Origin of the sequence: Stenotrophomonas sp. 1337 (genome assembly GCF_031455455.1) — a bacterium.
Lineage (GTDB): Bacteria > Pseudomonadota > Gammaproteobacteria > Xanthomonadales > Xanthomonadaceae > Stenotrophomonas > Stenotrophomonas indicatrix.
Genome location: NZ_JAVDSR010000002.1, coordinates 160,764 through 184,084 on the forward strand (window position 1 = coordinate 160,764; position 23,321 = coordinate 184,084).

17 protein-coding genes are annotated in these 23,321 nt (G+C 69.3%); 6 read left to right on the forward strand and 11 right to left on the reverse strand.

All coding sequences use genetic code 11. The features are described 5' to 3' along the window. Positions 1-42 precede the first annotated feature (42 nt). Positions 43-4,497: a glutamate synthase large subunit gene (gene gltB, locus J2X70_RS04635; RefSeq protein ID WP_025876046.1), complete on the reverse strand. Its 4,455-nt coding sequence runs from the start codon at positions 4,495-4,497 to the stop codon at positions 43-45. Between the two features lie 357 nt (positions 4,498-4,854). Then, positions 4,855-5,244 carry an I78 family peptidase inhibitor gene (locus J2X70_RS04640; RefSeq protein ID WP_025876043.1) on the reverse strand — a complete coding sequence of 130 codons (390 nt, stop codon included), beginning with the start codon at positions 5,242-5,244 and terminating at the stop codon, positions 4,855-4,857. A gap of 116 nt (positions 5,245-5,360) precedes the next feature. Here J2X70_RS04640 and J2X70_RS04645 point away from each other — a divergent pair, with 116 nt between their 5' ends. Beyond that, positions 5,361-6,422 (forward strand): DNA topoisomerase IB, encoded by a 1,062-nt coding sequence (locus J2X70_RS04645; protein WP_032978407.1) that lies wholly within the window; start codon positions 5,361-5,363, stop codon positions 6,420-6,422. Here the strand turns inward: J2X70_RS04645 and J2X70_RS04650 are convergent. After that, a complete protein-coding gene (locus tag J2X70_RS04650; protein WP_025876040.1) occupies positions 6,410-6,754 on the reverse strand; it encodes a hypothetical protein in 345 nt (114 codons plus the stop codon). The genes J2X70_RS04645 and J2X70_RS04650 overlap by 13 nt on opposite strands. 217 nt (positions 6,755-6,971) lie before the next feature. Here J2X70_RS04650 and J2X70_RS04655 point away from each other — a divergent pair, with 217 nt between their 5' ends. Continuing rightward, a complete protein-coding gene (locus J2X70_RS04655) occupies positions 6,972-8,099 on the forward strand; it encodes an SDR family oxidoreductase (RefSeq protein ID WP_059063108.1) in 1,128 nt (375 codons plus the stop codon). On the opposite strand, the gene J2X70_RS04660 is transcribed toward J2X70_RS04655, so the two are convergent. Further along, positions 8,096-9,175, reverse strand: a complete 1,080-nt coding sequence (locus J2X70_RS04660) for a serine hydrolase domain-containing protein (RefSeq protein WP_309909184.1) — start codon at positions 9,173-9,175, stop codon at positions 8,096-8,098. The two genes, J2X70_RS04655 and J2X70_RS04660, sit on opposite strands and share 4 nt — an antisense overlap. A gap of 229 nt (positions 9,176-9,404) precedes the next feature. Here J2X70_RS04660 and J2X70_RS04665 point away from each other — a divergent pair, with 229 nt between their 5' ends. Together J2X70_RS04665 and J2X70_RS04670 are read left to right on the forward strand one after the other, a co-directional pair. Continuing rightward, entirely contained in the window at positions 9,405-9,791 is a 387-nt protein-coding gene (locus tag J2X70_RS04665) for a BlaI/MecI/CopY family transcriptional regulator (RefSeq protein WP_025876036.1), read from the forward strand. Positions 9,792-9,794: 3 nt separating this feature from the next. Continuing rightward, positions 9,795-11,738: a M56 family metallopeptidase gene (locus J2X70_RS04670; protein ID WP_309909186.1), complete on the forward strand. Its 1,944-nt coding sequence runs from the start codon at positions 9,795-9,797 to the stop codon at positions 11,736-11,738. 85 nt (positions 11,739-11,823) lie between these two features. On the opposite strand, the gene J2X70_RS04675 is transcribed toward J2X70_RS04670, so the two are convergent. The 3 genes from J2X70_RS04675 to J2X70_RS04685 form a co-directional block, all read right to left on the reverse strand. Continuing rightward, positions 11,824-12,147 (reverse strand): I78 family peptidase inhibitor, encoded by a 324-nt coding sequence (locus J2X70_RS04675; RefSeq protein WP_025876032.1) that lies wholly within the window; start codon positions 12,145-12,147, stop codon positions 11,824-11,826. Between the two features lie 89 nt (positions 12,148-12,236). Continuing rightward, on the reverse strand, positions 12,237-13,256 hold the full coding sequence (locus tag J2X70_RS04680) for a ribonuclease H-like domain-containing protein (RefSeq protein WP_223483148.1): 1,020 nt from the start codon (positions 13,254-13,256) through the stop codon (positions 12,237-12,239). After that, entirely contained in the window at positions 13,253-15,742 is a 2,490-nt protein-coding gene (locus J2X70_RS04685; RefSeq protein WP_025876028.1) for a DEAD/DEAH box helicase, read from the reverse strand. Before J2X70_RS04685 ends, J2X70_RS04680 begins: the two co-directional genes overlap by 4 nt. Positions 15,743-15,933: 191 nt before the next feature. On the opposite strand from J2X70_RS04685, the gene J2X70_RS04690 reads away from it, so the two are divergent. Further along, positions 15,934-16,464 carry a hypothetical protein gene (locus tag J2X70_RS04690; protein WP_059063117.1) on the forward strand — a complete coding sequence of 177 codons (531 nt, stop codon included), beginning with the start codon at positions 15,934-15,936 and terminating at the stop codon, positions 16,462-16,464. 37 nt (positions 16,465-16,501) lie between these two features. Further along, complete coding sequence (locus J2X70_RS04695; protein ID WP_025876024.1) at positions 16,502-17,167, forward strand: hypothetical protein; 666 nt, start codon at positions 16,502-16,504, stop codon at positions 17,165-17,167. A gap of 175 nt (positions 17,168-17,342) precedes the next feature. Here the strand turns inward: J2X70_RS04695 and J2X70_RS04700 are convergent, their stop codons facing one another. The 4 genes from J2X70_RS04700 to J2X70_RS04715 are packed head-to-tail and all read right to left on the reverse strand — an operon-like array spanning position 17,343 to position 23,321. Then, complete coding sequence (locus J2X70_RS04700; RefSeq protein ID WP_309909190.1) at positions 17,343-19,148, reverse strand: hypothetical protein; 1,806 nt, start codon at positions 19,146-19,148, stop codon at positions 17,343-17,345. Then, complete coding sequence (locus J2X70_RS04705) at positions 19,145-21,310, reverse strand: hypothetical protein (protein WP_059063124.1); 2,166 nt, start codon at positions 21,308-21,310, stop codon at positions 19,145-19,147. The genes J2X70_RS04700 and J2X70_RS04705 overlap by 4 nt, the downstream gene beginning before the upstream one ends. Next, the gene (locus J2X70_RS04710; protein ID WP_059063126.1) at positions 21,307-22,428 is read right to left on the reverse strand and encodes a BatA domain-containing protein; all 1,122 of its coding nucleotides are present in this window, start codon (positions 22,426-22,428) and stop codon (positions 21,307-21,309) included. Before J2X70_RS04710 ends, J2X70_RS04705 begins: the two co-directional genes overlap by 4 nt. After that, positions 22,425-23,321, reverse strand: a complete 897-nt coding sequence (locus tag J2X70_RS04715; RefSeq protein ID WP_309909192.1) for a DUF58 domain-containing protein — start codon at positions 23,319-23,321, stop codon at positions 22,425-22,427. Before J2X70_RS04715 ends, J2X70_RS04710 begins: the two co-directional genes overlap by 4 nt.

The window sequence follows — 23,321 nt, forward strand, 5'->3', positions numbered from 1 at the left end:
GGTGCGCCCAGTGCATGCGGCGCATCCGTCACGTGCGGTGTGTCACGCCGCGCGGCGCAGGGTTTCGGTCAGCGACTCGATGCTGGCGGCCTTGGGTTTGACCAGCCAGAACTTGCCGATGTAATCGCGGAACTCGTCCATGATCTGCTGCGCCCAGATGCTGCCGGTCAATTCGCGATGACGGCCGATCAGGCGGTGCAGATGCTGGCGGTAGTTCTCGAACCCTTCGGCGGAGACGCGATGGATGTCGATCAGCTCGTGGTTGTAGCGGTCGACGAAATCGCGGTCCACGTCCAGCACGTAGGCCAGGCCACCGGTGAAGCCGGCACCGAAGTTCAGGCCGACCTTGCCCAGCACCAGCACCACGCCGTCGGTCATGTACTCGCAGCAGTGGTCGCCTGCGCCTTCCACTACCGCCAGTGCGCCGGAGTTGCGCACGGCGAATCGTTCACCGGCACGGCCAGCGGCGAACAGCTCGCCACCGGTTGCGCCATACAGGCAGGTGTTGCCGATGATGGCGGTGCTGCGTGCCTCGAAGCGTGCGCCACGCGGCGGACGCACCACCAGGCGGCCACCGGCCATGCCCTTGCCGACGTAGTCGTTGGCTTCACCCTCCACTTCCAGGTGCAGGCCGCCGACGTTGAAGGCGCCGAAGCTCTGCCCGGCGCTGCCGCGGAAGCGCAGTTCCAGCGGCGATTCGGCCATGCCCTGGTTGCCGTGCGCGCGCGCCACGGCGCCGGCCAGGCGGGTGCCGATGCTGCGGTCGGTGTTGTGGATCAGGAAGCGATGCTCGCCACCGCGCTTGTGTTCGATGGCCTCGGCCAGCAGGCCGTCCATCTGCGTGGCCAGGCTGTCCGGAGATTCATACAGGCGCTGTGCGGCGCAGTGGCTGCCCGGGTAACTGGCGTCGGCCAGCAGCCGCGACAGGTCCACGCGCACGTCCTCGCGCGGCGAGACCTCAAGCTGGCGCAGCAGGTCGGTGCGGCCGACGATTTCCTGCAGCGAACGTGCGCCCAGCACCGACAGCCAGCCGCGTACTTCCTCGGCCAGCAGGCGGAAGAAGTTCTCCACGCGCTCGGGCTGGCCGGTGAAGTGGTTCTCGCGCAGGCGCTCGTCCTGGGTGGCGACGCCGGTGGCGCAGTTGTTGAGGTGGCAGATGCGCAGGTACTTGCAGCCCAGCACGATCATCGGCGCGGTGCCGAAGCCGAAGCTGTCCGCACCCAGCAGCGCTGCCTTGACCACGTCCAGGCCGGTCTTCAGGCCGCCATCGGTCTGCAGCAGGGTGCGCCCACGCAGGTCGTTGGCCACCAGCGCCTGGTGCGCCTCGGCGATGCCCAGTTCCCACGGCACGCCGGCGTAGCGGATCGAGCTGACCGGGGAAGCACCGGTACCGCCGTCATGGCCGGAAATGGTGATCAGGTCAGCACCGGCCTTGACCACGCCCGCCGCGATCGTGCCGACGCCGGCATGGCTGACCAGCTTCACCGACACCAGCGCGGTCGGGTTGACCTGCTTGAGGTCGTAGATCAGCTGCGCCAGGTCTTCGATGGAGTAGATGTCGTGGTGCGGCGGCGGCGAGATCAGGCCGATGCCCGGCCTGGCATAGCGCAGGCGTGCGATCAGTTCATTGACCTTGTGCCCGGGCAGCTGGCCGCCTTCGCCGGGCTTGGCGCCCTGCGCAACCTTGATCTGCAGCACTTCGGCGTTGACCAGGTATTCGGCGGTGACGCCGAAGCGGCCCGAGGCCACCTGCTTGATCTTGCTGCGCTTGTCGGTGCCATAGCGCGCCGGGTCTTCGCCACCTTCGCCGGAATTGCTGCGGCCGCCGAGGCGGTTCATCGCAATGGCCAGCGCTTCATGCGCCTCGGGAGAGAGCGCACCGAGGCTGATCGCGGCGGTATCGAAACGCGGGAACAGATCGCTGGCGGGTGCCACTTCGTCCAGCGGTGTCGGCGTTGCCGCCGGCACCAGCTGCAGCAGATCGCGCAGCGCCGACGGCGGGCGCGCATGCACGGCATCGCAGTACTGCTGCCACGCACGCGGGTCACCGCTGCGCGCTGCGCGCTGCAGGGTGGTTACCACGTCCGGGTTGTACATGTGGTACTCGCCGCCGTGCACGTACTTCAGCAGGCCGCCGACATCCACGCCCTGCTGGGCGTCCCAGGCCTGCGCGCACAGTTCGCGCGCGTCGGCATCCAGGCGCGCGAAGCCGGCGCCACCGATGCGCGACGCGGTATCGGGGAAGCACAGGTCCACGACCTCCGGCTCCAGGCCGATGATCTCGAACAGCTGCGCACCGCGGTAGCTGGCCACGGTACAGATGCCCATCTTCGAGATGATCTTGGACAGGCCCTTGTAGATGCCCTTGCGGTAGCGGCGGCCGATCTGCGACTGCTCACCGCCCTTGCTGAGCTTGAGGATGCCGCGTCGGCCGAGGTCGAACAGGGTCTGGTAGGCCAGGTACGGATACACCGCCGTGGCACCGAAGCCGAGCAGGCAGGCCATGTGGTGCGCGTCGCGCGCGGTGCCGGTTTCCACGATCAGGTTGACGTCGCAGCGCAGGCCCAGCCGTGACAGGTGGTGGTGGATGGCGCTGGTGGCCAGCAGCGCATGCACCATCGGCCGCCCGGCCACCGGGTAGCGGTCGGACAGCAGCAGCATCACCATGCCGTCGCGCGCAGCCTGTTCGGCTTCGACGCAGATGCGTTCGATGCCGGCACGCAGGCCTTCCTCTTCGCTGTAGGACAGGTCGAGCAGGCGGTTGGCCTGCACGTACTGGTCCATCTTCAGCAGCTGGCGCAGCTTGCGCTGGCTCAGCACCGGCGAGTTGAGGATGACGTGGTTCACCGTCTCCGGGCCGGCATGGAAGATGTTGGTCTCCTTGCCGAGCTGGGTGGACAGCGACATCGCGCAGTCTTCGCGCAGCGGGTCGATCGGCGGGTTGGTGACCTGCGCGAAGGCCTGGCGGAAGTAGTCGTACAGCGGACGGCTGCGCTGGCTGAGCACGGCCATCGGCGTGTCATCGCCCATCGAGCCGGTGGCTTCCTGCTCGGTCTCGGCCAGCGGCCGCAGCACCTGTTCCACTTCCTCGCTGCTGAGCTGGTACAGCTTGTGGTAGCTGCGCAGGGTGCTTTCGTCGAACGGCTCTTCCACCAGCGACGGGTCGATCAGTTCGGTCTGCAGGTAGGTGACGCCCTGCTGCAGCCACTGCTTGTACGGTGCACGGCCGCGGTTGATGCGGTCGATGGCCTCCGAATCGAGCAGGTCACCGCGCTTGAGGTCGATGGCGATCATCTCGCCCGGGCCGAGCTTGCCCTTGCGCACCACGCGCTCGGTCGGTACTTCCCAGACGCCTGCTTCGGAGGCGACCAGGAAGTGACGATCGGCGGTCAGCATCCAGCGCGCCGGGCGCAAGCCGTTGCGGTCGAGGGTGCACACCGCGTAGCGGCTGTCGCAGGCGACGATGCCGGCCGGGCCGTCCCACGGTTCGCTGTTGAGGCCGTGGAACTCGTAGAACGCAGCCAGGTCCGGGTCCTTGAATTCCAGCGACTGCGTTGCCGGCGGCACCAGGATGCGCAGGGCCTGGATCAGCTCCATGCCGGCGGACACCATCAGTTCCAGCATGTTGTCCAGGCTCTGCGAATCGGAGCCGTGCATGGAGATGACCGGGTCGAACTCGCCGATGTCGAAACGGGGCGTCTTCCACACCTTGCTGCGCGCCTGTGCCCAGCGCCGGTTGCCTTCGATGGTGTTGATCTCGCCGTTGTGGGCGAGCATCCGGAACGGGTGCGCCAGCGGCCAGCGCGGCAGCGTATTGGTGGAGAAGCGCTGGTGGAACACGATGGCGCTGGAGGCCAGTTCGCGCCGCTGCAGGTCCGGGAAGAAGCGGCTGAGCTTGTCCGGCAGCACCATGCCCTTGTAGCTGATGGCGTTGGGGCTGAGCGTGGTGACGTAGTAGTCGGCGTGCGCGCGCAGCTGCTGTTCGCTGCGGCGGCGGGCCAGGAACAGGGCCAGGCCGAAGCCGGCGTCATCCTGGCCGACGCCGGCATCGACGAACACCTGCTCGATGCGCGGCAGGGTGTCGCGTGCCAGTTGTCCGCAGACGCTGTCGTCGGTCGGTACCTCGCGCCAGCCGGCCACCTTGCAGCCCACCGCTTCGATCTGCTGCTGCAGCTGCGTGCGGCAGGCCTGCGCGGCATCGGCATCGTGCGGCAGGAACACCAGGCCCGCAGTGAAGCGCGCGCCGACGGCGATGCCGGCTTCACTGGCCAGCAGTTTCAGGAAGGCATCGGGGCGGCGCAGCAGCAGGCCACAGCCATCGCCGGTGAGCCCATCGGCGGCGACACCACCACGGTGGGTCATGCGCGAGAGCGCAGCGATGGCGGTATCCACCAGCAGGCGCGAAGGCTGGTCGTCGAGCTGGGCGACCATGCCAAATCCACAGGCATCGCGCTCGGAGCGCGGGTCGTAAAGCCCTTGGCGGTTGCGGGGGGCCATCTCTACCTCGATGCAGATTGAAATGAACGGGGACACTCCTGCCCGCTCTGTAGAGCACGCCCTGTACGTCATGGTGGAGTGTGCCGCGCATGGCGCGGCCCGTCGGGAAGCCGCTTGGCGCACGCCCATACGGCGTTGCTCACCTTGCGCAGGCACTCGCCTGCGCGGCGGCGCGCGCCTTGTCTGGCCGCACGCCAAGTGCCTTCACACTCACCCTGACGCACACGCCGTGCTCTTCCTGGAGCGCATCATGAGGCCACCGGATGCCTCGACTAGATCACAGGTTGCTGCAACGCCGCAATACACGGTTGCAGGCGCAACCAAAGCGCCGGCAAACGCTTGCCGGCGCGGGGTTCCTCAGCCGCAGCGGACGCCGCTTACCACGTCCTTTGCGTCCACTTCGATGTTCAGGCGGTCGCCCAGGAACTCCATCGTGGTGACGTCATTGGGGTGCAGCACGCGCAGCTGCTTGGCCGCGGCATCTTCCTGGGCCTGCTTGCCGAGCGCTTCGGTGTAGGGCTGGCCGACCAGGCTCTGCACCTGGCTGGCATCGCAGTTGCCGACCGGCGGTGCTTCGGTGGCCTTGCCGGCTTCGTCGGCCGGCGCCTTGGCGGCCTCGGCGGCCTGCTGTGCGTGGGCGGTGGCCGAATCCTGCTCATCCAGCGACGGCGCCTGGCAGGCGGTCAGGGCCAGCACGGCCGGCAGCAGCAGGGCGGAGAGGGAACGGGCGCGGATCGGGAACGACATCATGACTCCGGAATGGAAGGGACGGTGAAAGGCCGAGCATAGCGGCGAACCCGCCCTCACGTGTTTGTCTTGCGTTATTGACGTGGCCACGCCGCGCCGATCGGCAGACTGCAGGCATGCCAGCGACCCCCACACCCGAACGCCAGGCCGCGCGCGCCGCCGGCCTGCGCTACGTCGATGACACCCAGCCCGGTTTCAGCCGCGTCCGCGCCGGCAAGGGTTTTTCCTATCGCGATGCCGATGGTCATGCCGTGCGCGATGCCGCCACCCTGCAGCGCATCCGCGCGCTGGCCATTCCACCGGCCTATACCGCCGTGTGGATCTGTGCCCGCGCCGATGGCCACCTGCAGGCCACCGGCCGCGACGCGCGTGGGCGCAAGCAGTACCGCTACCACGCCGACTGGGCGGCCGTTCGCGACGCCGGCAAGTTCGACCGCACCATCGCCTTCGGCCAGGCGTTGCCGGCGCTGCGGCGGCGCCTGGGCCGCGACCTCAAGCGCAGCGGTTTCCCGCGCGAGAAGGTGCTGGCGGTTGTGGTCGCGCTGCTGGCCGACACGCTGGTGCGGGTGGGCAATGAAACCTATGCGCAGGAGAACAAGTCGTACGGCCTGACAACGTTGCGCAACCGTCACTTGGACCTGCTTCGGGGTGGCCGGGTGCGCATGCGCTTCCGGGGTAAGTCCGGGCAGTTGCAGGAGGTGGTGGTCGGTGACCGTCGGCTGGGCGCGCTGGTGCGCAGCGTGCAGCAGCTGCCGGGTCAGGCCCTGTTCCAGTACCGCGATGACGCGGGCGAGGTGCAGCCGGTGGATTCGGGCGCGGTGAACGACTACCTGCGCGAGGTGATGGGCGAGGACTTCACCGCCAAGGACTTCCGCACCTGGGGCGGCACGATGGCGGCGGTGCAGGCCTTCGCCGCCACCGAGCTGCCCGAGCCGGCCAGCCAACGCGCGCTGGCCAAGGCGCAACGCGAGGTGGTGTGCCAGGTGGCTGCGCGCTTGGGCAATACGCCAGCGGTATGCCGCAAGGCCTACATCGATCCCTGCGTGTTCGCCGGTTGGGAACGCGGCGAACTGACCGCACTGGCGGGCCTGCGCGGCCCGCGGCAGTGGGAGCAGGCGACACTGAAGGTGCTGCGCCGGGCCCGGCGGCTCAGCCGCAAGGCAGGTCAGCCGCAGTAGATGGCGGTGATGTTGTTGGTGCGGCCGGTTTCGATGGTCAGGCGATCCCCACCTTCCGTGGCTGCGCCAGCGGCCGGATCGGCAGCGCCGCTGGCGGTGTTGCCGCTGCGCTCGCGGCTGCCGCGGGTTACCTGCACGTGCAGGCTGTCGCTGTCCACGCGCGCACGTTCGATGGTCATGCCCGAAGCGGCCAGGCCGACTGCGCCGCGCACCTTGTCGGTGTGGCACTGGCCTGAAATCACCCCATCGATCGGCTGGACCTGGGCGACTGGGCTGCTGCTGCAGGCGGCGAGAGCGAAGCAGACGGCGGCGGTGGCAATGGCATGTTTCATGGGGGACGTTCCTCGTGTTGTGGCCTGCAGGGTGCGACGACACGCGTGGTGGCGGAATGAATGCCGTGCACGCGATGGACACAGTGCGCTCACTGCCGCCAACAGCCTGCGTGGAGACACTGCACGAGCGGCGCACGCCGCCCCCGGTACTGCGGCGCACGCGCCCCGGTAGTGCCGGCCGCTGGCCGGCAACCCCCATCCTCCCGAGGAGACCTGCATGGCCACCACCAAGAAGACCCCCGCCCGCCGCAAGGCATCGCCGAAGGTACGCAAAGGCACCCAGGCAGCGCCCGCCGCCGCCGAAGCCACCACGTCCGATCGCCCGCGCGTGGTGAAGACCGCCACCCGCAAGGCCGCCGCTTCCGATCCACGCGCGGCGCGTGTCGCAGCGCGGCAGCGGCGCCTGCAGGACCAGGAAAAGGCGAAGGATGTACGCGTAGCGAAGAAGGCGGCAAAAAAGGCGACCAAGAAGACCACCACCCAGGCTGGCCCGCGGCATCAGCCGGAGAAGATGCCGGCGCAGCATCTGGCCAAGCCCGGCCATGAGCACGCACTGGAACTGGCGCCGCGCTTCCTCGCGCCGGATTACGTCGGCAGCGGCAAGCTGCAAGGGATGCGAGCCATCGTCACCGGTGGTGATTCCGGCATCGGCCGTGCGGTGGCGGTACTGTTCGCCCGCGAAGGCGCCGACGTTGCCGTGCTGCATCTGGATGAAGCCAAGGACGCCGAGTTGACGCGTCAGCACGTGGAAAAAGAGGGCGGCCGCTGCGTGGTGATCGCCGGCGACGTGCGCGACCCGCGCTTCTGCAACAAGGCAGTCAAACAGGTGGCCAAGGCGTTTGGTGGCATCGACATCCTGGTCAACAACGCGGCGTTCCAGCTGCACTGCGAGCGCCTGGAAGACCTGGAAGATGCGCACCTGCAGGAAACCCTGCAGACCAACATCGGCGGTTACATCCAGATGGCACGTGCAGTGCTGCCACACCTGGGCGAGGGCGCCAGCATCATCAACACCGGCTCGGAAACCGGCCTGTTCGGCAGCAAGGCACTGATCGATTACTCGGCTACCAAGGGGGCGATCCATGCGTTCACCAAGGCGCTGGCCAGCCAGTTGCTGCCACGTGGCATCCGGGTCAACTGCGTGGCGCCGGGTCCGGTGTGGACGCCGTTGAACCCGGCCGACAAGCAGGCCAAGGACGTGGCCGAGTTCGGCAAGGACAGTGACATGGGGCGGCCGGCACAGCCCGAAGAGCTGTCGCCGGCCTATGTGTTCCTGGCCTCACCGGCCTGCGCCAGCTACATCAGCGGGGTGATCCTGCCGGTGATGGGCGGGCCGCGCGGTTAGCGCGCGGCGGCAACGCCCTTGGGCGCGGCAGTGTAGAAACCGGCGATGCGCGGTATGAACTGCTGCGGATTGGCGCCGACCAGATTGGTCAGCACGACAACGGCGAGCTCGCGCTCTGGGTAGACGATGAAGGCCGAGCGCGCGCCGCCCATGCCACCCACCTGCAGGTCGGGTGCGGTGTTGAACACCGGCCAGCCTGCGGCCCAGTCGCCGGCACTGCCATCATTGAGGCGTTCGGCCGTCCACATCTGCTGCACCGCGCGCTGCTCCAGCAGGCGTCCCTCCTGCAATGCAACCAACCAGCGCGCGGTGTCATCGGCCGTGGTGAGGATGCCGCCGCCGGCCCACAGGCCGGGCGGCATGTCGTAGAACCAGTGCGACAGGCGCGGCGGCGCATCCTTTGCATCGGTGGCGCGTGGCAGGTAGCTGTACATCGTCGCCACATCCGGGATCAGGTCGTAGCTGTCGCCGAACGTGGTGCGTGCCATGCGCGCGGTGGAGAACTGGCCGGTGGCCAGGAAGCGTTCGTAGGGCATGCCGGATTGCCGCGCGATGATCCTCGCCAGCAGCAGGTAGTTGGTCTGGTTGTACTGGAAGCGCTCGCCGGCCCTGGCCTCTGCCGGCAGCGCGCGGACCGCCTGCCATGCGTCCTGTTCCGAACCCCCACCCAGCAATCCCTCTGCATCGAGGATGTCGGGCAGGCCGGAAGTGTGGGCGAGCAGCTGGCGCACCCGCACCGCCCGCCAGCTTTCGGGCAGGTCGTCGAGATAGCGCGCGATGGGCGCGTCCAGATCCACCCGCCCGTCCTGTGCCAGCTGCGCCAGAGCGACGCCGGTGAAGGATTTGGTGGCCGAGTTGAGCGGGAACCGGGTGCTGCGGGTGGCGACCACGCCGTTCTCGACGTTGGCCAGCCCATAGGTTTCCGACAGCACCACCTGGCCATCCTTGACCACCGCGATCTGCAGGCCCGGGATGCGCTGTTCCTGCATGGTCTGGCGGATGAAACGACGGGTCTGGTCGTTGGCCTGGTCCTGGTTGGCGGAGACGGCGGCGAAGGGCAGCAGGCTGATGATCATGAGCAGGGTTCGTAGCGTCTGGCGAGGCATGCGGGTTCCCGGAGGGCGGAAAGATCGGCGGCGGTGACGGCCGCCGCAGGCGACAGGCCATGGGTCGGATGCGCGCCCGGCGTAAAAGGTTTAAGCCGGCTGCGCGCCCTACCGTTCGTCGGCCCATGACTTCCGGGGGGTTGACTACAGGTGTCGTCATGGCAACAGTAGCGACACGTGTAGTCAAGGGAGTGTTGTCATGCGTGGCAAGACCATCGGGGACCAGGAACTGGCCCTGCTGCAGTATGTGGATGAGCAGGCACCGGCCAGCGTCGGCGAGGTCGCCAGCGGCTATGGCGAACCGCGCGGACTGGCCCGGTCCACGGTGTTGACGATGATGGAGCGCCTGCGCGCCAAGGGTTACCTGCAGCGCAGGCAGCAGCAGGGTGTCTACCGTTACCAGCCCACCCGTGGCCCGGAGAGCGTGCTGCAGGGCGCCGTTGCCCAGTTCGTCGACAACACGCTGCAGGGCTCGGTGTCGCCATTCGTGGCGTACCTGTCGCAGCGGCAGAAGGTCAGCGACAACGAACTGGCCGAACTGGAAGCGCTGGTGGCCGAACTGCAATCGCGTCGCCAGGAGGACTGAGCCATGGATACCTCGATGTTGATTCCGATGCTGGAACGGCTGGGTTGGACCAGCCTGCAGACCGTGCTGCTGGTGGCGCTGGTGTACCTGCTGTGCCGCGCGCTGCCGGCACTGTCGGCGGCCACCCGTTGCCGGTTGTGGTGGCTGGTGTCGCTGCAGGCGGTGGTCGGTCTGTTGTGGAGCCAACCGCTGCAGCTGGCCTGGTTGCCCGCACCCGATGCGGTGGCAGTGACGACCGTGGATCTTGCGGCGGACGCGATATATACGATGGCACCGGAGGCATCGGCGCACCTGCTGGCGAACACGCCGATGGGTGATGTCGGCAGCACCCCGGTGGCCTGGTGGGCGTTGGCCCTGGCCGCGCTGTGGATGTCCGGTGTACTGCTGATGGCGTTGCGGACCTTCGGCGAATGGCGCCGTTGCCGTGCGCTGCTGGCGGCGTCGTATCCGTGCGAGGACCAGGCGCTGGTGCAGGCGCTGCAGCTGGCCTCGGATGCGCACGGCCTGCGCCGCGCGCCGCGCCTGTGGATGAGCGACCAGGTGGACGCGCCGCAGCTGGTCGGGCCGTTCCGTCCGGTGCTGCTGCTGCCGGCGGGAATGAACGCGCTGCAGGGCGATGCGCTGGACCTGGCGCTGACCCACGAGCTGCAACACCTGCAGCGTCGTGACCTGCAGTGGGGGCTGCTGCCTGCCTTGGCCCAGCACCTGTTCTTCTTCCATCCGCTGCTGCGCCTGGCCGTGCGCGAATACGCCCAGGCCCGCGAGGAAGCCGTGGATGCGGCGGTGGTCGGCCAGCACGGTGCCAGCCGCCACGCCTATGGCCGGTTGCTGCTGCAGCTGGGTGTGGCGCCGCAGCCACACCTCGGCGTGGCCAGCGCAGCGCCCAGCACCACCAGCCTCAAGCGCCGCCTGCTGTCGCTGCAGTCGCACCGGGCGTGCCCACGCCTGCTGGCCGTCGGCTTGACGCTGGTTGTATTGGCCGTGGGTGTGGCGCCGATGCGGCTGGTGGCCGCGCCGGTCCCGCCTGCACCGCCGGCACCGCCGCGCGCTGTGCCAGCGCCGCCGCCGTCGCCCGCAGCACCCCCGGCACCGGCAGCGCCGCCTGCCGCAGCGGTACCGGCAGAGCCGGCCGACTGGGCCGAGCCGGCAGAACCGGCCGAGCCTGAGGAACCTGCCGACGTCAATGAAGACGAGGAGCAGGACGCAGGCACCCATGCGCACTCGCAGACCACCATCGTCACCCATGGCCAGCTGGATCTGGGTACGCCGCCGCAGCAGGCCTTCGTCCTCGTTGATCACGGCCAGGCGTTCGCCAATGCCGGCATGGACGATGTGATGCAGGCGCGCAGCCGGCTTGGTGACGGCCCCGCCCTGTGGTTCCGCCAGGGCGACAAGCGCTACGTCGTGCGCGATCCGATGCTGATCCAGTCGTTGCAGCGTGCCTATGCCGGCGCCGTCGACCTGAGCCGCCAGCAGAGTGAACTGGGGCGCCAGCAGAGTGTGCTGGGTCGTCAGCAGGGCCAGCTCGGCCGCGAGCAGGGCGAGCTGGGCAGGCTGCAGGGCGAAGAGGCGCGTGAAATCGCCCTCGCCGCCGCACGGGCTGCACGCAGTGCGATCAACGATCGCGACATCAATCGCGAAGCGGCAGCCGAAGCGGCGCGGGCTACACGCGGCGCGGTGGATGATGCGGCGATTGCACGCAAGGCTGCGGCCGAAGCACAGCGCGCATCACAGGTTGCCCGCAACCGGGCGCTGCAGTCCGAGCGTAGCCGCGAGATGAGCCGACTCGCCAGCCAGCAGGCCGCGCTGGGAAGCCAGCAGGCGGCACTGGGCAGTCAACAGGCCGCGTTGGGTGAGCGTCAGGCACGGCTGCAGGCACAGGCAGCGAAGCAGGCAGAGCAGGTCATCGCGCGTGCGCTGGCCAGCGGCAAGGCCGAGCGGCTCTGACAGAGCGGAGCGCCGGGCCATGCCCGGCGCCCGCAGCGGCGCGTATGCGAATGGAATCCGCCGGGCAGGGCCCGGCGCTACCCCATCAACCGCAGCTGGCGCGCTCGATACGGTTCTGTGCGTCCACCTGCACGGTCACCCGGTCCTGGCGGAAGTCCATGGTCACCGCCATCCCCGGTTTGACCACGCGTGCGTTGCGCGCGCCACTGTCGGCCACCAGCTTCTTGATCGTCGCTTCGTCGGCGGTCTTGCCGGTGAATGCGTCCAGCGCCTCGGGGCGGCACTCCTGCGGACCATCGGACACCTTGGCTGGCAGGCTGCCGGCATCGGCGGAGGCGTTGCCACCGGCATGGCTGCAGGCGGCCAGCGGCAGGATGGCCGCAAGCAGCAACAGGGGGGATCGACGCATGGCAGTACTCCTGGGTGGTGTTCAGTAGCGGCAGTGTCGCCGAGCGCTGTGTCAGTGATGTCAACGCGGCCTGGATCCGCCCTCTCCGTTCATCCGCTTACCAGCGCCAGGGTCTCCCGTTCGCGCTGCTCTTCCCGCACCAACCGCTGCAGCAGCAGGGCCAGGGTCACCACGTCCTGGTGGTTGTGGTCGGCCACCCGGCGCAGATTCACCGCATCACCGCCACGCAGGTAACGCAGCCATGCGGCGGGGGCTTCCGAGCCGGGCAGGTCATCTTCGCGCACCACGCGCAGCAGTTGCCGCTCGATGGTGGACAGCTTGCAGTTCTCCCACGTACCGCGGTAACGGCGGCGAGTGGGATACAGCAGGTCGACATGGTCCAGCGCGGTGATGGGATCGGCCCGGCGGGCCAGCCGATAGCGCGTCTTCAGCAGAGGGGCGTCGTAGCTGCGGCCGTTGTAGCTGCAGAACACGGTATGCGGCTGCAGCCAGCGGGCGAAAGCGGCCAGCATCTCCTCCTCGGCAGCCATCGTCGACATCAGCAGCTGGCGGATGCGCAGGCCTTCGCCACGCTGCGGGCACACATGCCAGTCGGCCGCGCCGATCATGAAGGCGCGGGTGCCGGTGCCGCCGGCCAGGCCGGTGGTCTCGGTATCGAAGAACAGCAGGTCGCGCGCAGCCACGTGCTCACCCTCGCGCTTGGCGAAGGCCAGCGACAGCGGCATGGCGGGAATCGGCTGCGGCAGCAGTGACTCGATCAGGAACAGGCCGGGCGCAATCTCGTTGCCGGGCAGTTGGCGATCCTGCGCGCTGGCGCGTGCCGGCGCAGGTCCACCCCGCGAGCGCATGCCGAGCAGGCGATGCAGGCTGCCGACCTCGGGCCGTCGCAGTGTTGCCGGCGCAGGCGTGGTGGTGGCGGTGCCGGTCGGCTTGTGGCGGATCTCCTGTTCCACCCAGGCAAACACCGAACGCTCGGCCGGTGGCTGCCGCGCATCGTTGGCGGCCATCAGTGCCGGCGGCGTCTGCTGCGTCGGCGCGGCAGGCGTGGCTGCTTTCGGGTCACCCGCCTGCTTGCGAAGCAGCCGCAGCTTGTCCAGGCTCAGGCTCACGGGGCGATCAGCTCCATCGGGTCGCGCGTGCTCACCACCACATCGGCCACCTGCTGGCAGGCCTGCGCATCGAACAGGTCGAGCACGCGCAGCGCCAGCGCACGCGGCGAGGTTTCATCCTGTTCCTGCGCGGCCAGCACCGGGCCGACGCAGGCAGGGCAACCCGCCTTGCAGTCGCAGCGCTGTACCAGTTCGCGCGCGCGCTGCACCAGCTCGGCCTGGCGCTGCCACAGCGGCTCGCTCAGGCCGACGCCACCGGGGAAGTTGTCGTACAGGTATACGGTCGGCACGAATTCCTGCAGCAGTTCCACCGCGCCAGGCTCGCCATCGCTGCCCCGCAGCTGGCCGCGCCCGCTCTGGTCGGCAATCGCGATCCAGGTGCCATCGCCGTTGCCCACCGACTTCTGCAGGTCGCGCGCATCGGCCATCACCGCCACCGTGGCTACGATGTGCAGTGCATAGGCGGCGCCGAGGAACCCATCCAGCGCATCCTGCTTGCTGGCGAAGGCGCGCAGCAGCAGCGCCTGCGGCAGCTGCCACCACACCGCGGTGGTGTGCAGTTCCTGGTCGGGCAGGTTGACCGGGCCGTAGCCGATGTTCTCGTGGGTGTAGTACCGGATCTTCTTGTAACCGGCCACGCGGCGCACCACGTGCACTTCGCCATGGTGCGAATCACCACGGCCGGCCACGCCGCCATCGAAACGGTCCAGCACCTTGAGCTTGGTGAAGTCGATGCTGTCGGTGTAGTAGTCCACGTGGGTGCGGGTGACGTAGGCCTTGCGGCCTTCCCAGTCCAGCGTTTCCACCTGGTAGGGCGTGGACTGCACCATGTGGATGGCGCCCTCGTACAGGGTCAGCGCGGCAGCGGAGTAGTCCACTTCGGCGATGATCTGCTGGCGGCCATCGCTGCGGTCGACCACCACGAAGTTGCCATCGGCCACCGCGCGCAGGCTGACCGCGTTGGCCGGATAGCTGTCGGCGATCCACTCCCAGCGTTCGCCTTCGCGGTGGATGACCTCGGTTTCGGCCAGTGCTTCCAGGAACACCTCAGGATCGATCGGGCCGAAGCCATCGCCGACCCGGAACGGCAGTTCGAATGCCGCGCAGCGGATGTGATCGAACAGGATCAACGGCTGGTCGGGCGCGATGCGTGCGTGTTCCGGCGACGCCTCGGCGAAGAAGTCCGGATGGCGCACCACGTACTGGTCCAGTGGCTGCGAACTGGCCACCATCACTCCGAGCGCGGGCTGCTGGCGGCGTCCGGCGCGGCCGAAGCGCTGCCAGGTGGCAGCCACGCTGCCGGGGTAACCGTTGAGGATCACCACGTCCAGGCTGCCGATATCCACGCCCAGTTCCAGCGCCGAGGTGCTGACGATGCCGTCGATGTTGCCGGCACGCATCGCACGCTCGGTCTCGCGGCGCTCGGTGGGCAGGTAGCCGCCGCGGTACGCGCGGATGCGTGGTGGCTTGCGCGGATCGTGATCGAAGATGTCCTTCAGGTACTTGGTCAGCACCTCCACCATCAGCCGGGTCTGCGCGAACACCAGCGTCTTCAGCCCGGATTTGATCGCGATGCGGGCGATGCGGTTGCTCTGCGAGCGCGCCGAGGCACGCAGACCCAGGTCGGGGTTGATCACCGGCGGATTCCACAGCAGCACCTGCTTCGGCCCGCTGGGTGCACCGGATTCGGTGATGGCGGTGACCGGTGCTTCGATCAGCGCCTCGGCATGCGCCTGCGGGTTGCCGATGGTGGCCGAGCACAGGATGAACTGCGGTTGCACCCCGTAGAACGCGCAGATGCGCTTGAGCCGGCGCAGCACGTTGGTGACATGGCTGCCGAACACGCCGCGATAGGTGTGTACTTCGTCGATGACGATGTAGCGCAGGTTCTCGAAGAACTGCGCCCACTTGGTGTGATGCGGCAGGATCGCCTGGTGCAGCATGTCCGGGTTGGAGACCACGATGTCGCCATGCAGGCGGATCGCCTGCCGCGCGTCGCCGGGGGTGTCGCCGTCGAAGGTGAAGGCCTTCACCCCGAGGTCGCCGGCGCGGTTGAGCTCCAGCAGTTCGGCCACCTGGTCCTGGGCCAGTGCCTTGGTGGGGAACAGGTACAGCGCCTTGGCCTTGTCCTGCATGGCGGCGCTGACCACCGGCAGGGTGTAGCACAGCGACTTGCCGCTGGCGGTGGGGGTAACGATGGCGACGTGGTCGCCACGCTGGCTGGCCTCCCATGCCTCGGCCTGGTGGCTGTAGAGCTGCTCGATGCCGCGTGCCTTCAGTGCCGCAGTCAGGGCCGGTGGCACGGAATCAGGAATAGGCGCATAGCGGCCTTCGCGGCCGGGAATGGCGAAGCTGCCGGTGATGCGATCCTGGTAGCGGCGCTGCAGGCGTGCACTGAGCAGTGCGCCATCGCGCGCGGGCAGGCCATCGCGGGTGGCGAGCTGCTGCTCCGCATCGGCGGTGCGCTTGGCGAGTTCGTAGGCCATGGAAGATGGAGCCGGGACATTTTTCGAGGGGTCACATGGCACCACATTCACGTCTCAGGATGTGAGACACAGCGATGGGATGGAGTGAATCATTCAGTGCCGGGCGCTGTGCGCTGAACGCCTTTGCCACGTCCAACGAAATCTGAAGCCCGCACCCGTATCCTCGACACCTGGACGCAACAGGCAAGGGTATGGCTGTGGCAAAACGGGCAACGCAGGGAGCACTTCTGGCCGGCATGCTGCTGGCGGGCATCGCGCACGCGCAGCAGACGACGCCGGCGGCCGTACCCGTGCCCACGCCTGATCCCGTACCGGCGCCTGCCGTGCCGCCCGCTGCTGATGACGCGCCCGTGGTCGTGCCGCCTGCGCAGGGGAACGTCACCACGCTGGGCGAAGTGCGCGCGCTCAAACCCGAAGACGACCAGCCGCTGGACCTGTACCGCTTCAAGAACCCGATGCGCGCGGAGAACAACCGCTTCAGCCGCGACTGGAGTGAGCCGCCCTCGCCCGAGCAGGTCAGCATGGGCGGCGGTTACATCATGATGGGCGTGGTCAAGGGCGTGATGGCTGCGGCCAAGGGCCTGAACAAGATCACCGGCGGCCCGGACCAGATCCAGTCGGCCATCGCGCGGCCGCCACCGGAACTGAGCGCCGAGCAGCAACGGCGCGCGCTGCAGTTCTGCGCCCAGCAGGATGGTTGCGGCGCACCGCCGGAGAAGTAGGCGTTATCCTGCGGGCCTTCCCTTCGAGGCTGCCTGGATGCTGCTGCGTACCCTGTTCCTGCTTGCAACGCTGAGCCCGCTTGCCGCGTTCGCCAGCGACCTGACCGATGGCGGTTCGTGCCGCAATGGCGCGTTCCCTTCGGAACAATCGGGCTTTGCCCTGGCCAAGGTGGTGGGCACGCCGCGCCTGTACCTGCTGGGCGACATGGACGGCTGCCCGGCCAAGGGCGAACCCGCCTGCCGCCAGCGCAGCTACGTGGTGAGTGGCGATACGGTGGTGACCGGGCGTGATCTTGGTCGCTACCGCTGCGCGTTCTTCCCGAACAAGGTGGGTGGCAGCGCAGGCTGGGTGGATCGCAGCAAGCTGCAGGTGGTGCCGGTACCCGCGCCGACGCTGCAGGCCTGGTCGGGAGACTGGAAGGACAGTGACAACGGCCTGCGCATCCGCGTGCGTGACGGCCAGCTGCACGTGGAAGGCGATGCCTACTGGCCCTCGGCCAACCCGACGCCGGCAGAACGCCCAGGCGGCCCGAACATCGGCGCGGTAAGCGCGCAGGCAGTACCGCGTGGTGCCCAGGTCGACTTCGTGGAGGACACCTGCACGGTGCACGCGCAGCTGCTGGGCGATGTGCTGATCGTGGCCGACAACAGCGAGTGCGGCGGCATGAACGTGCGCTTCAACGGTGTGTATCGGCGCAAGTAGATCCACGCCATCCGTGGATGAAACGCGCGGACGGCCCGGCGCCAACCAAGGCGGCATCTACCCTGCACGGCATCAGTAGATCCACGCCATGCGTGGATGGTGTTCGCGATCCAATCGGTGTGGTCAGAGCCCTTTCGCAGGCGAAAGGGATCCGACCCCGGGATCAACCCCCGGATCAGCGCCGGCGCTCCAGCCACCACAGCAGCGATGCGCACAGCACGAATGCCAGCCACCACGGCCAGCGCGGTCCCGGCACGCGCTGGCTCGCCTGCGCGGTTGCCGGCGCCGCAGTGGCCAGCCGCTGCGCGGTGGCATCCATCATCGCCTGCCGGTGCAGGGCAGGGGCCTGCTTCGGATCGAACACATAGCGCCACTGGGTGCGGTCGCCGTGCTGCAGGCGCTGCCAACCGGCCTGGCGCGGCCACCAGCCCGCGCATCGTGCTGTGCCGGTGGTGCTGTCCACGATCAGTGGCACGCCATCGCCGCGTGCGTCGAAGGCCCGCAGAGGTGCCTGCACGCCGCACAGCGACTGCCGTTCGCCGGCCCAGGCCAGTGCCTGTGTCGACCATGGACCTTCGGTCCCCACCTGCGCGCGTGCGAGGGTGGCGAACGCCGTGCTCCACAACTCGCCGTGGCGATCCTCGCGACCGGCCAGTACCCAGCGCCAGCTGTCAGTGATCGGCAGCAGCCCGATGCGCCCCTTGCCGACGGCGCGCCACCCACCGATGGGCTTGCCGTCGCGATCCTGCAGCAGGGGGCGGCTGTCGGCTGCCTGCAGCGCCAGATATTCCAGCGCCGGCAACGGCGCGGCGTGCGACGCGCGGTCGGCGTCTTCGCCATCGGCGGTGGGCAGGGTGCCGGCGGCAAGCGGCCCGCGACGTGCCTGCAGCATCGTTGCGTCACCCTCGCCGGGCATCGCCGCAACCTGGCTGCTGGCATCGCCCTGCACGGGCAGGCCGAGATCGCGCAGGCGTTGCCGTGCGCTGGCTGATGGCGCGCCGGTACTGCGCACCAGCAGGCCCAGGCCATCGCGCAGGGCCTGGCGCACGGCCGCCAGCTGAGCGGCACCGAGCGCGGCCAGGCTGCGTTCGTCGAGCAGCAGCAGATCGCTGCGCGCCAGCGTGGACGCGTCCAACGCCACGTTGCCGTCGCCCAGGCTGAGGCCTGCGCCGGTCTCGGCCTGCACCTGCACGCGGATGCCGGCATCGGTGGCCCAGCGGCGCAGGTACTTCAGTTCGGCGCCGGGGGCAGCCGAGCGCACCAGCACGCGCAGCGGAGCGGCGGCCAGTGTCTGCTGCGGCACCGGCACACTGTCGGCGACATGGCCCTGCGCATCCAGCAGGCGCAGCTGGAACACGCTGCGGCCTTCGGCGCGGGCGATGCCGCTGAGCTGCACATGGCCGTCCGCCGCCAGCGGTGCACGATCGACCACCGCACCGGCCGGGTCCAGCAGTTCGGCCTGCGCGCGGTCTACCCCACGTGCCTGTGCGTGCACATCGAAGCGCGCACCGGGAGCGGTGTCCACGGGCGGCTGCAGGGCGATCCACCCGTTGGCTGCAGGGGGTGCCTGCCAGCGCGTGTCGGCGGGCAGCACGGCATCGCGGTCACGCGCGGCCAGGCCCGCACCGATCAGTGTCACCGTGGAGGACGGATAGCGGCGCAGTGCGGTGGCGAGGTCCGGCACGCGCGCTGCACCGGCCATATCGGTTGCTTCCGGCAGCAGCACCCGGGTGTCGCCGGTGGGCAGTGCACCCGTCTTGTCGGCCCCGGCGCCGATCACCACCAGGCCGGCCAGGGAAGCGCGCTGTGAGGGCGGCAGCAGGCAGACGTACAGCAGCGCAGCGGCGGCCGCCTGCAGCGTGAGCACGGCGATAAGACGGCCGCGCCTCTGCGTGGGCGAACGCAGCTGGCGCGCACTGGCGACCAGCACGATCAGCGCCAGCGCCACTGCGACCCACACGTTCAATGCCGATGTGCTCATGGCTGTGCGTCCAGCGCGTCGAGGTAGCGCTGCCCCATGGCATCGGCCGCACGGCGTCGCATCACCTGCGGCAGTGGCCGCTGCAGTGCGCGCCACAGCTGCGCGCGCAGGCGCTGCCGGCACTCGGTGCAGCCGGGATCGATGCGTAGTTGTTCGATGGCGGCAGCCAGGTCCAGTGCATCGGGCAGGAAGGCGATGTTGCGCTGCTGCCAGGCGGCCAGCATGTCCAGATCGGGCGTGCCGTCCTCGTCGCCCAATCGCTGCCAGGCCTCGACGACGGCCGGATCGGGCGGCGTGCGCGCGGCCAGCGGCAGGTCGCGGCTGGCCAGCCCGGCACGGTCGCCGCTCAGGCGCCGGCTCTCGTCGATCGGCGGCAGCTCCGGGCCGACGCGCGCCAGATAGATGCGCTCGGCCTGCTGCACCTGCTTGATGAACGCCAGCGCCTTGTAGGCAAACGGCAGGGCCTGCTCGGGGCGGCCCTGGCGCAGCTCGCCTTCGGCCGACCACATCTGGTCCAGCGCGGCTTTCAAGGTGGCGCGTGTCTGCGGGTCAAGCAGCGTCGCCGCCTCGGCGTGGTCGTGGGTATGCCCGTACTCGGACAGCACGTCGGTGGCGCTGCCGAACACCGGTGGCGTGTCATTGCCGCTGGCTGCGCCACCGTGGTCGTGGCCGTGCTCGTCGTGTGCGCCGGCCTCGGCGCCGTGACCGTGCTCATGATCGTCATCGTGTGCGTCTGCCGCCGGCGTATCGCTGGTGGGCAGGTCGCTGGTCGGCGGTGGCTTCGGCGCGCCCTCGCTTTCTTCGCCCAGGAACTGGCCGTAGCGCAGGCGCAGGATGCGCTGGTCGACGCCGATCGCATCGCTGCGCTTGACGAAGGTATCGGCGGCTACGCTCCGGCGTTCGCGGATCAACGCCTCGGCGTCGATGATGATCTGCCGCTGGCTGCGGAAGTACGCGGGCAGGGTCTTCTTGATGCGGCCTTCCAGTTCGGCACCGAGCACGGCCTCGGCGCTGGGCAGGCGCAGGATCACGCTGCTGCTGCGGCCGATTTGTGCTGCCGGCGCGTGGTTGTCGCGCACTTCCAGCTGGGCGATCACATCGTTGCCGGGCTGTGCGCCCAGCGCGGCCAGATCAAGGGTATGGGCAAAGCGCCGTGCCTTCACCTCGCCGCTGCCGCTGAGCGTCACGCTGCGGCGTACGAAGGTGATGTTCTCGCCGCTGCCCTGGGTGATGGTGATCGACAGCGTCGCCCGCGCGGAGACGCCATGATCGTCGCTGGCCTCGAAGCGCAGCGTCCACTGCCGTTGCCCGGGGGTGCCCAGCACCAGGCTGGTGGCAGGCTCGATCACGCGCACCGTCGGCGCACGGTCGGCGACCACGTCGAGCCGATGCAGGCGGGTGTCGGCCAGCGCCGGTTCGCTGACCACGCGATACAGCACCGGGGTACGCGCTACGTCCTGCGCCTGCCATTCACCATTGCGCTCGCGCAACGGCAGGCGTCGACCGTCGTGGAACTGCAGCCAGGCGTTGCTGGGTGCACGGTCGAAGCGCAGTGACCAGGACAGGCGACTGTCGGCGGCGACCTTGGCGTCGAGTGCGTTCTGCGTACGCGTGGGTTGGCCGGTGTAGGCCGGTGCGTCGATGCGCAGTCGAGTGGACTGCAGGCGCAATGGACCGGCCTTGGCGCTGCTTTGCGGCGAGGCAGGCGCCGTTGGGCGCGGTGCGTCGCTGTGCGGCCAGCCCAGTGCCAGCACAGCGACGGCGATGCCGCCAATCCAGCACAGCGCCACTGCCCTGCGTGGCCAGCGTGGTCGCAGCTCGGGGAGGTTGTGTTCAAGCGCAGCCAGCACGTGCGTGCGCTGGCGCTGCTGCAGTGGGTTGAGCGCAGCGCCATCGGCAAACAGCAGATCGGCGCTGTCTTCGCTGGCGCCACTGGCATCGAGCCTGCGCTGCAACCAGCGTCGGTCCAGCTGCCGGGCGCGCATCGTCGCGGCGGCCGCAATGATCAGCAGGGCCACGGTCGCCACGACGCAGGCGATATCGAATCCGGACACGCGCAGCGCGAGTGCCGCTGACGCCAGCGCCCACGGCAGGCCCAGCAGCAGGGTGATCGCCGCGCGGCGCCGACGTGCGCGCTGCCATGCCTGTTGCAGCGCCTTCATGGTGCAGCCCTGCGTCGCGCGCTGCTCGCCATCCAGCGCTCAAGCGCGAACAGCAGCACGATCACCAGCAGCAGCCAGGCGGTGGGTTCGCGCAGGGGCGGCGTTGCGGCGGGCAGGGCCGCCTGGCGTGGTGTCTGGTCCTGCGCATCACCCAGCTGCGGCGTTGATGGCGGTTGCAGGGCCTGCAGCAGGTCGCGCGGCAGGCCGTCATCGCGCAGTGCACTGTTGCGGGCCACGTTCCATTCGCCGGGCAGATGCAGCAGGCGGCCTTGGCCGATGCGCTGCTGCCACAGCAGCGGTGCATTGTCTGCATCGCGCAGCAGTACGGGTGCACCCGCTGGCGGTTTCGCAGCGGTCAGCACCGTGCCGCCCTGCTGCAGCCAGCGCTGCCAGGTGCCAGGCAGCGCATCGGTGGCGGTCCATACGCCGATCTCGCCGCGGGCAGGCAACGCGTCGTCGGCCAGGGGGGCCGCCAATGGTTGCGTGCTCCACGCGCGCTGCAACGCGCCCAGCCATTGCAGCGCAGCGGCCGGTGCATCGCTGCGCGTACGCAGGCGTGGTGCCGGGGAAGCGTGTGGCGGCGCGGTGACGGCCAGCGCGTGTGGCTGCCACTGCACCTCGCGCGACAGCTGCAGGCGGGCACCGTCAAGGCCGGGCAAGGGGTCGGGTACGTGAACGGTCAGCGCAGTGACGGCCGGCAACTGCGCGTCCAGCTCGCGCAGCAGGCTGGGCAGGGCAGCAGCGTCTGCCGGCGCGGGCTGGTCGATGGTGGGGAAGCCCGGCGCCAGCCAATGCCAGTTGCGCGCATCGGTGCTGCCGCGCAGCGCGGTCGCGTCCAGGCCCGGTGCCACCACCGTCCACGCTGCTGGCACGGGCGCAGGACCGGTCAGCGCCGGGCGCGCCAGCAGCAGGGCCAGTGCGGCCAGCAACAGCAGGCGCACCAGCAACAGCGGCCAATCATCGAAGCGGATGCGCTGGCGCGGTCGTACCTGGGCGCGCAGCCAGCGCAGCGCAGCGAAATCCAGTGGCATGTAGGGATGACGGCGGGCGAGGTGGATCAGCAGTGGCAGCAGCCATGCGGCCAGCGCCGCCAGGCCCAGCGGGAACAGCAGGCTCATGCGCCGCCCCTGCGGCCGAACAGCGCCTGCAGAGGCTTGTCCAGCGGCTGATCCAGCCAACCGGTCGCGCAGGCGATGCCACTGGCCTGCAGGCGCGACTGCAGCGCGGCGCGCGCCTGGGTGAAGCGCTGCAGGTAGTCGGCGCGGATCGCGGCGCCATCGCCGAGAAGTTCATCGCCCGTTTCCGGATCGCGGAAACGATGGCCTGCGTCGAAGGGGAAATCGCGCTCGTCGGCCGTCAGCACCTGCAGCAGCATCACCTCGCGGCGGGCGCTGGCCAGCTGCTCCAGCAGCACGATGCCCGCGTCGTCGAAGCCATCGCCGATGGCCAGCAGCAGATCGCCGGGGCGCACGCGCTCCCACAGCGGTCGCAGCCGCTCTGCGGCCGGCCATGCGCCGCGCGCCTGCAGGGCATGCAGCTGCAGATGCACGCGGTCGCGCTGGCGCGCGCCATGCGCGGCCGGCACCAGCTGCAGGCCTTCGCCATTGATCGCCAGCAGGCCGAAGCGATCACCCTGCTGCAGCGTCAGCTCGACCACGCAGGCAGCCAGCTGCCGCATGTGATCCAGGCGGCTGCGTCCGGGCGCTGTATGGTCGGACTGGCCCGCCGAGGCCGTGGCATCGAGCAGCAGCCAGACGGTGATCGGGCTTTCGCGCTCGGATTCGCGCACGAAGAAGCGGTCCGAGCGCGCATACAGCTTCCAGTCGATCTGGCGCAGTTCGTCACCGGGCTCGTAGGCGCGGTACTGGGCGAATTCCAGGCCGGCGCCGCGGCTGCGGCTGGCATGCTGGCCGATGCCGCTCGCACCGCTGGCCAGGCGTGGCCGCAGGCGCAGCGCACGCAGGCGCGCACGCAGGTCGGGTGGCAGCAGCAGCGGCGTGCCTGCGGTCAC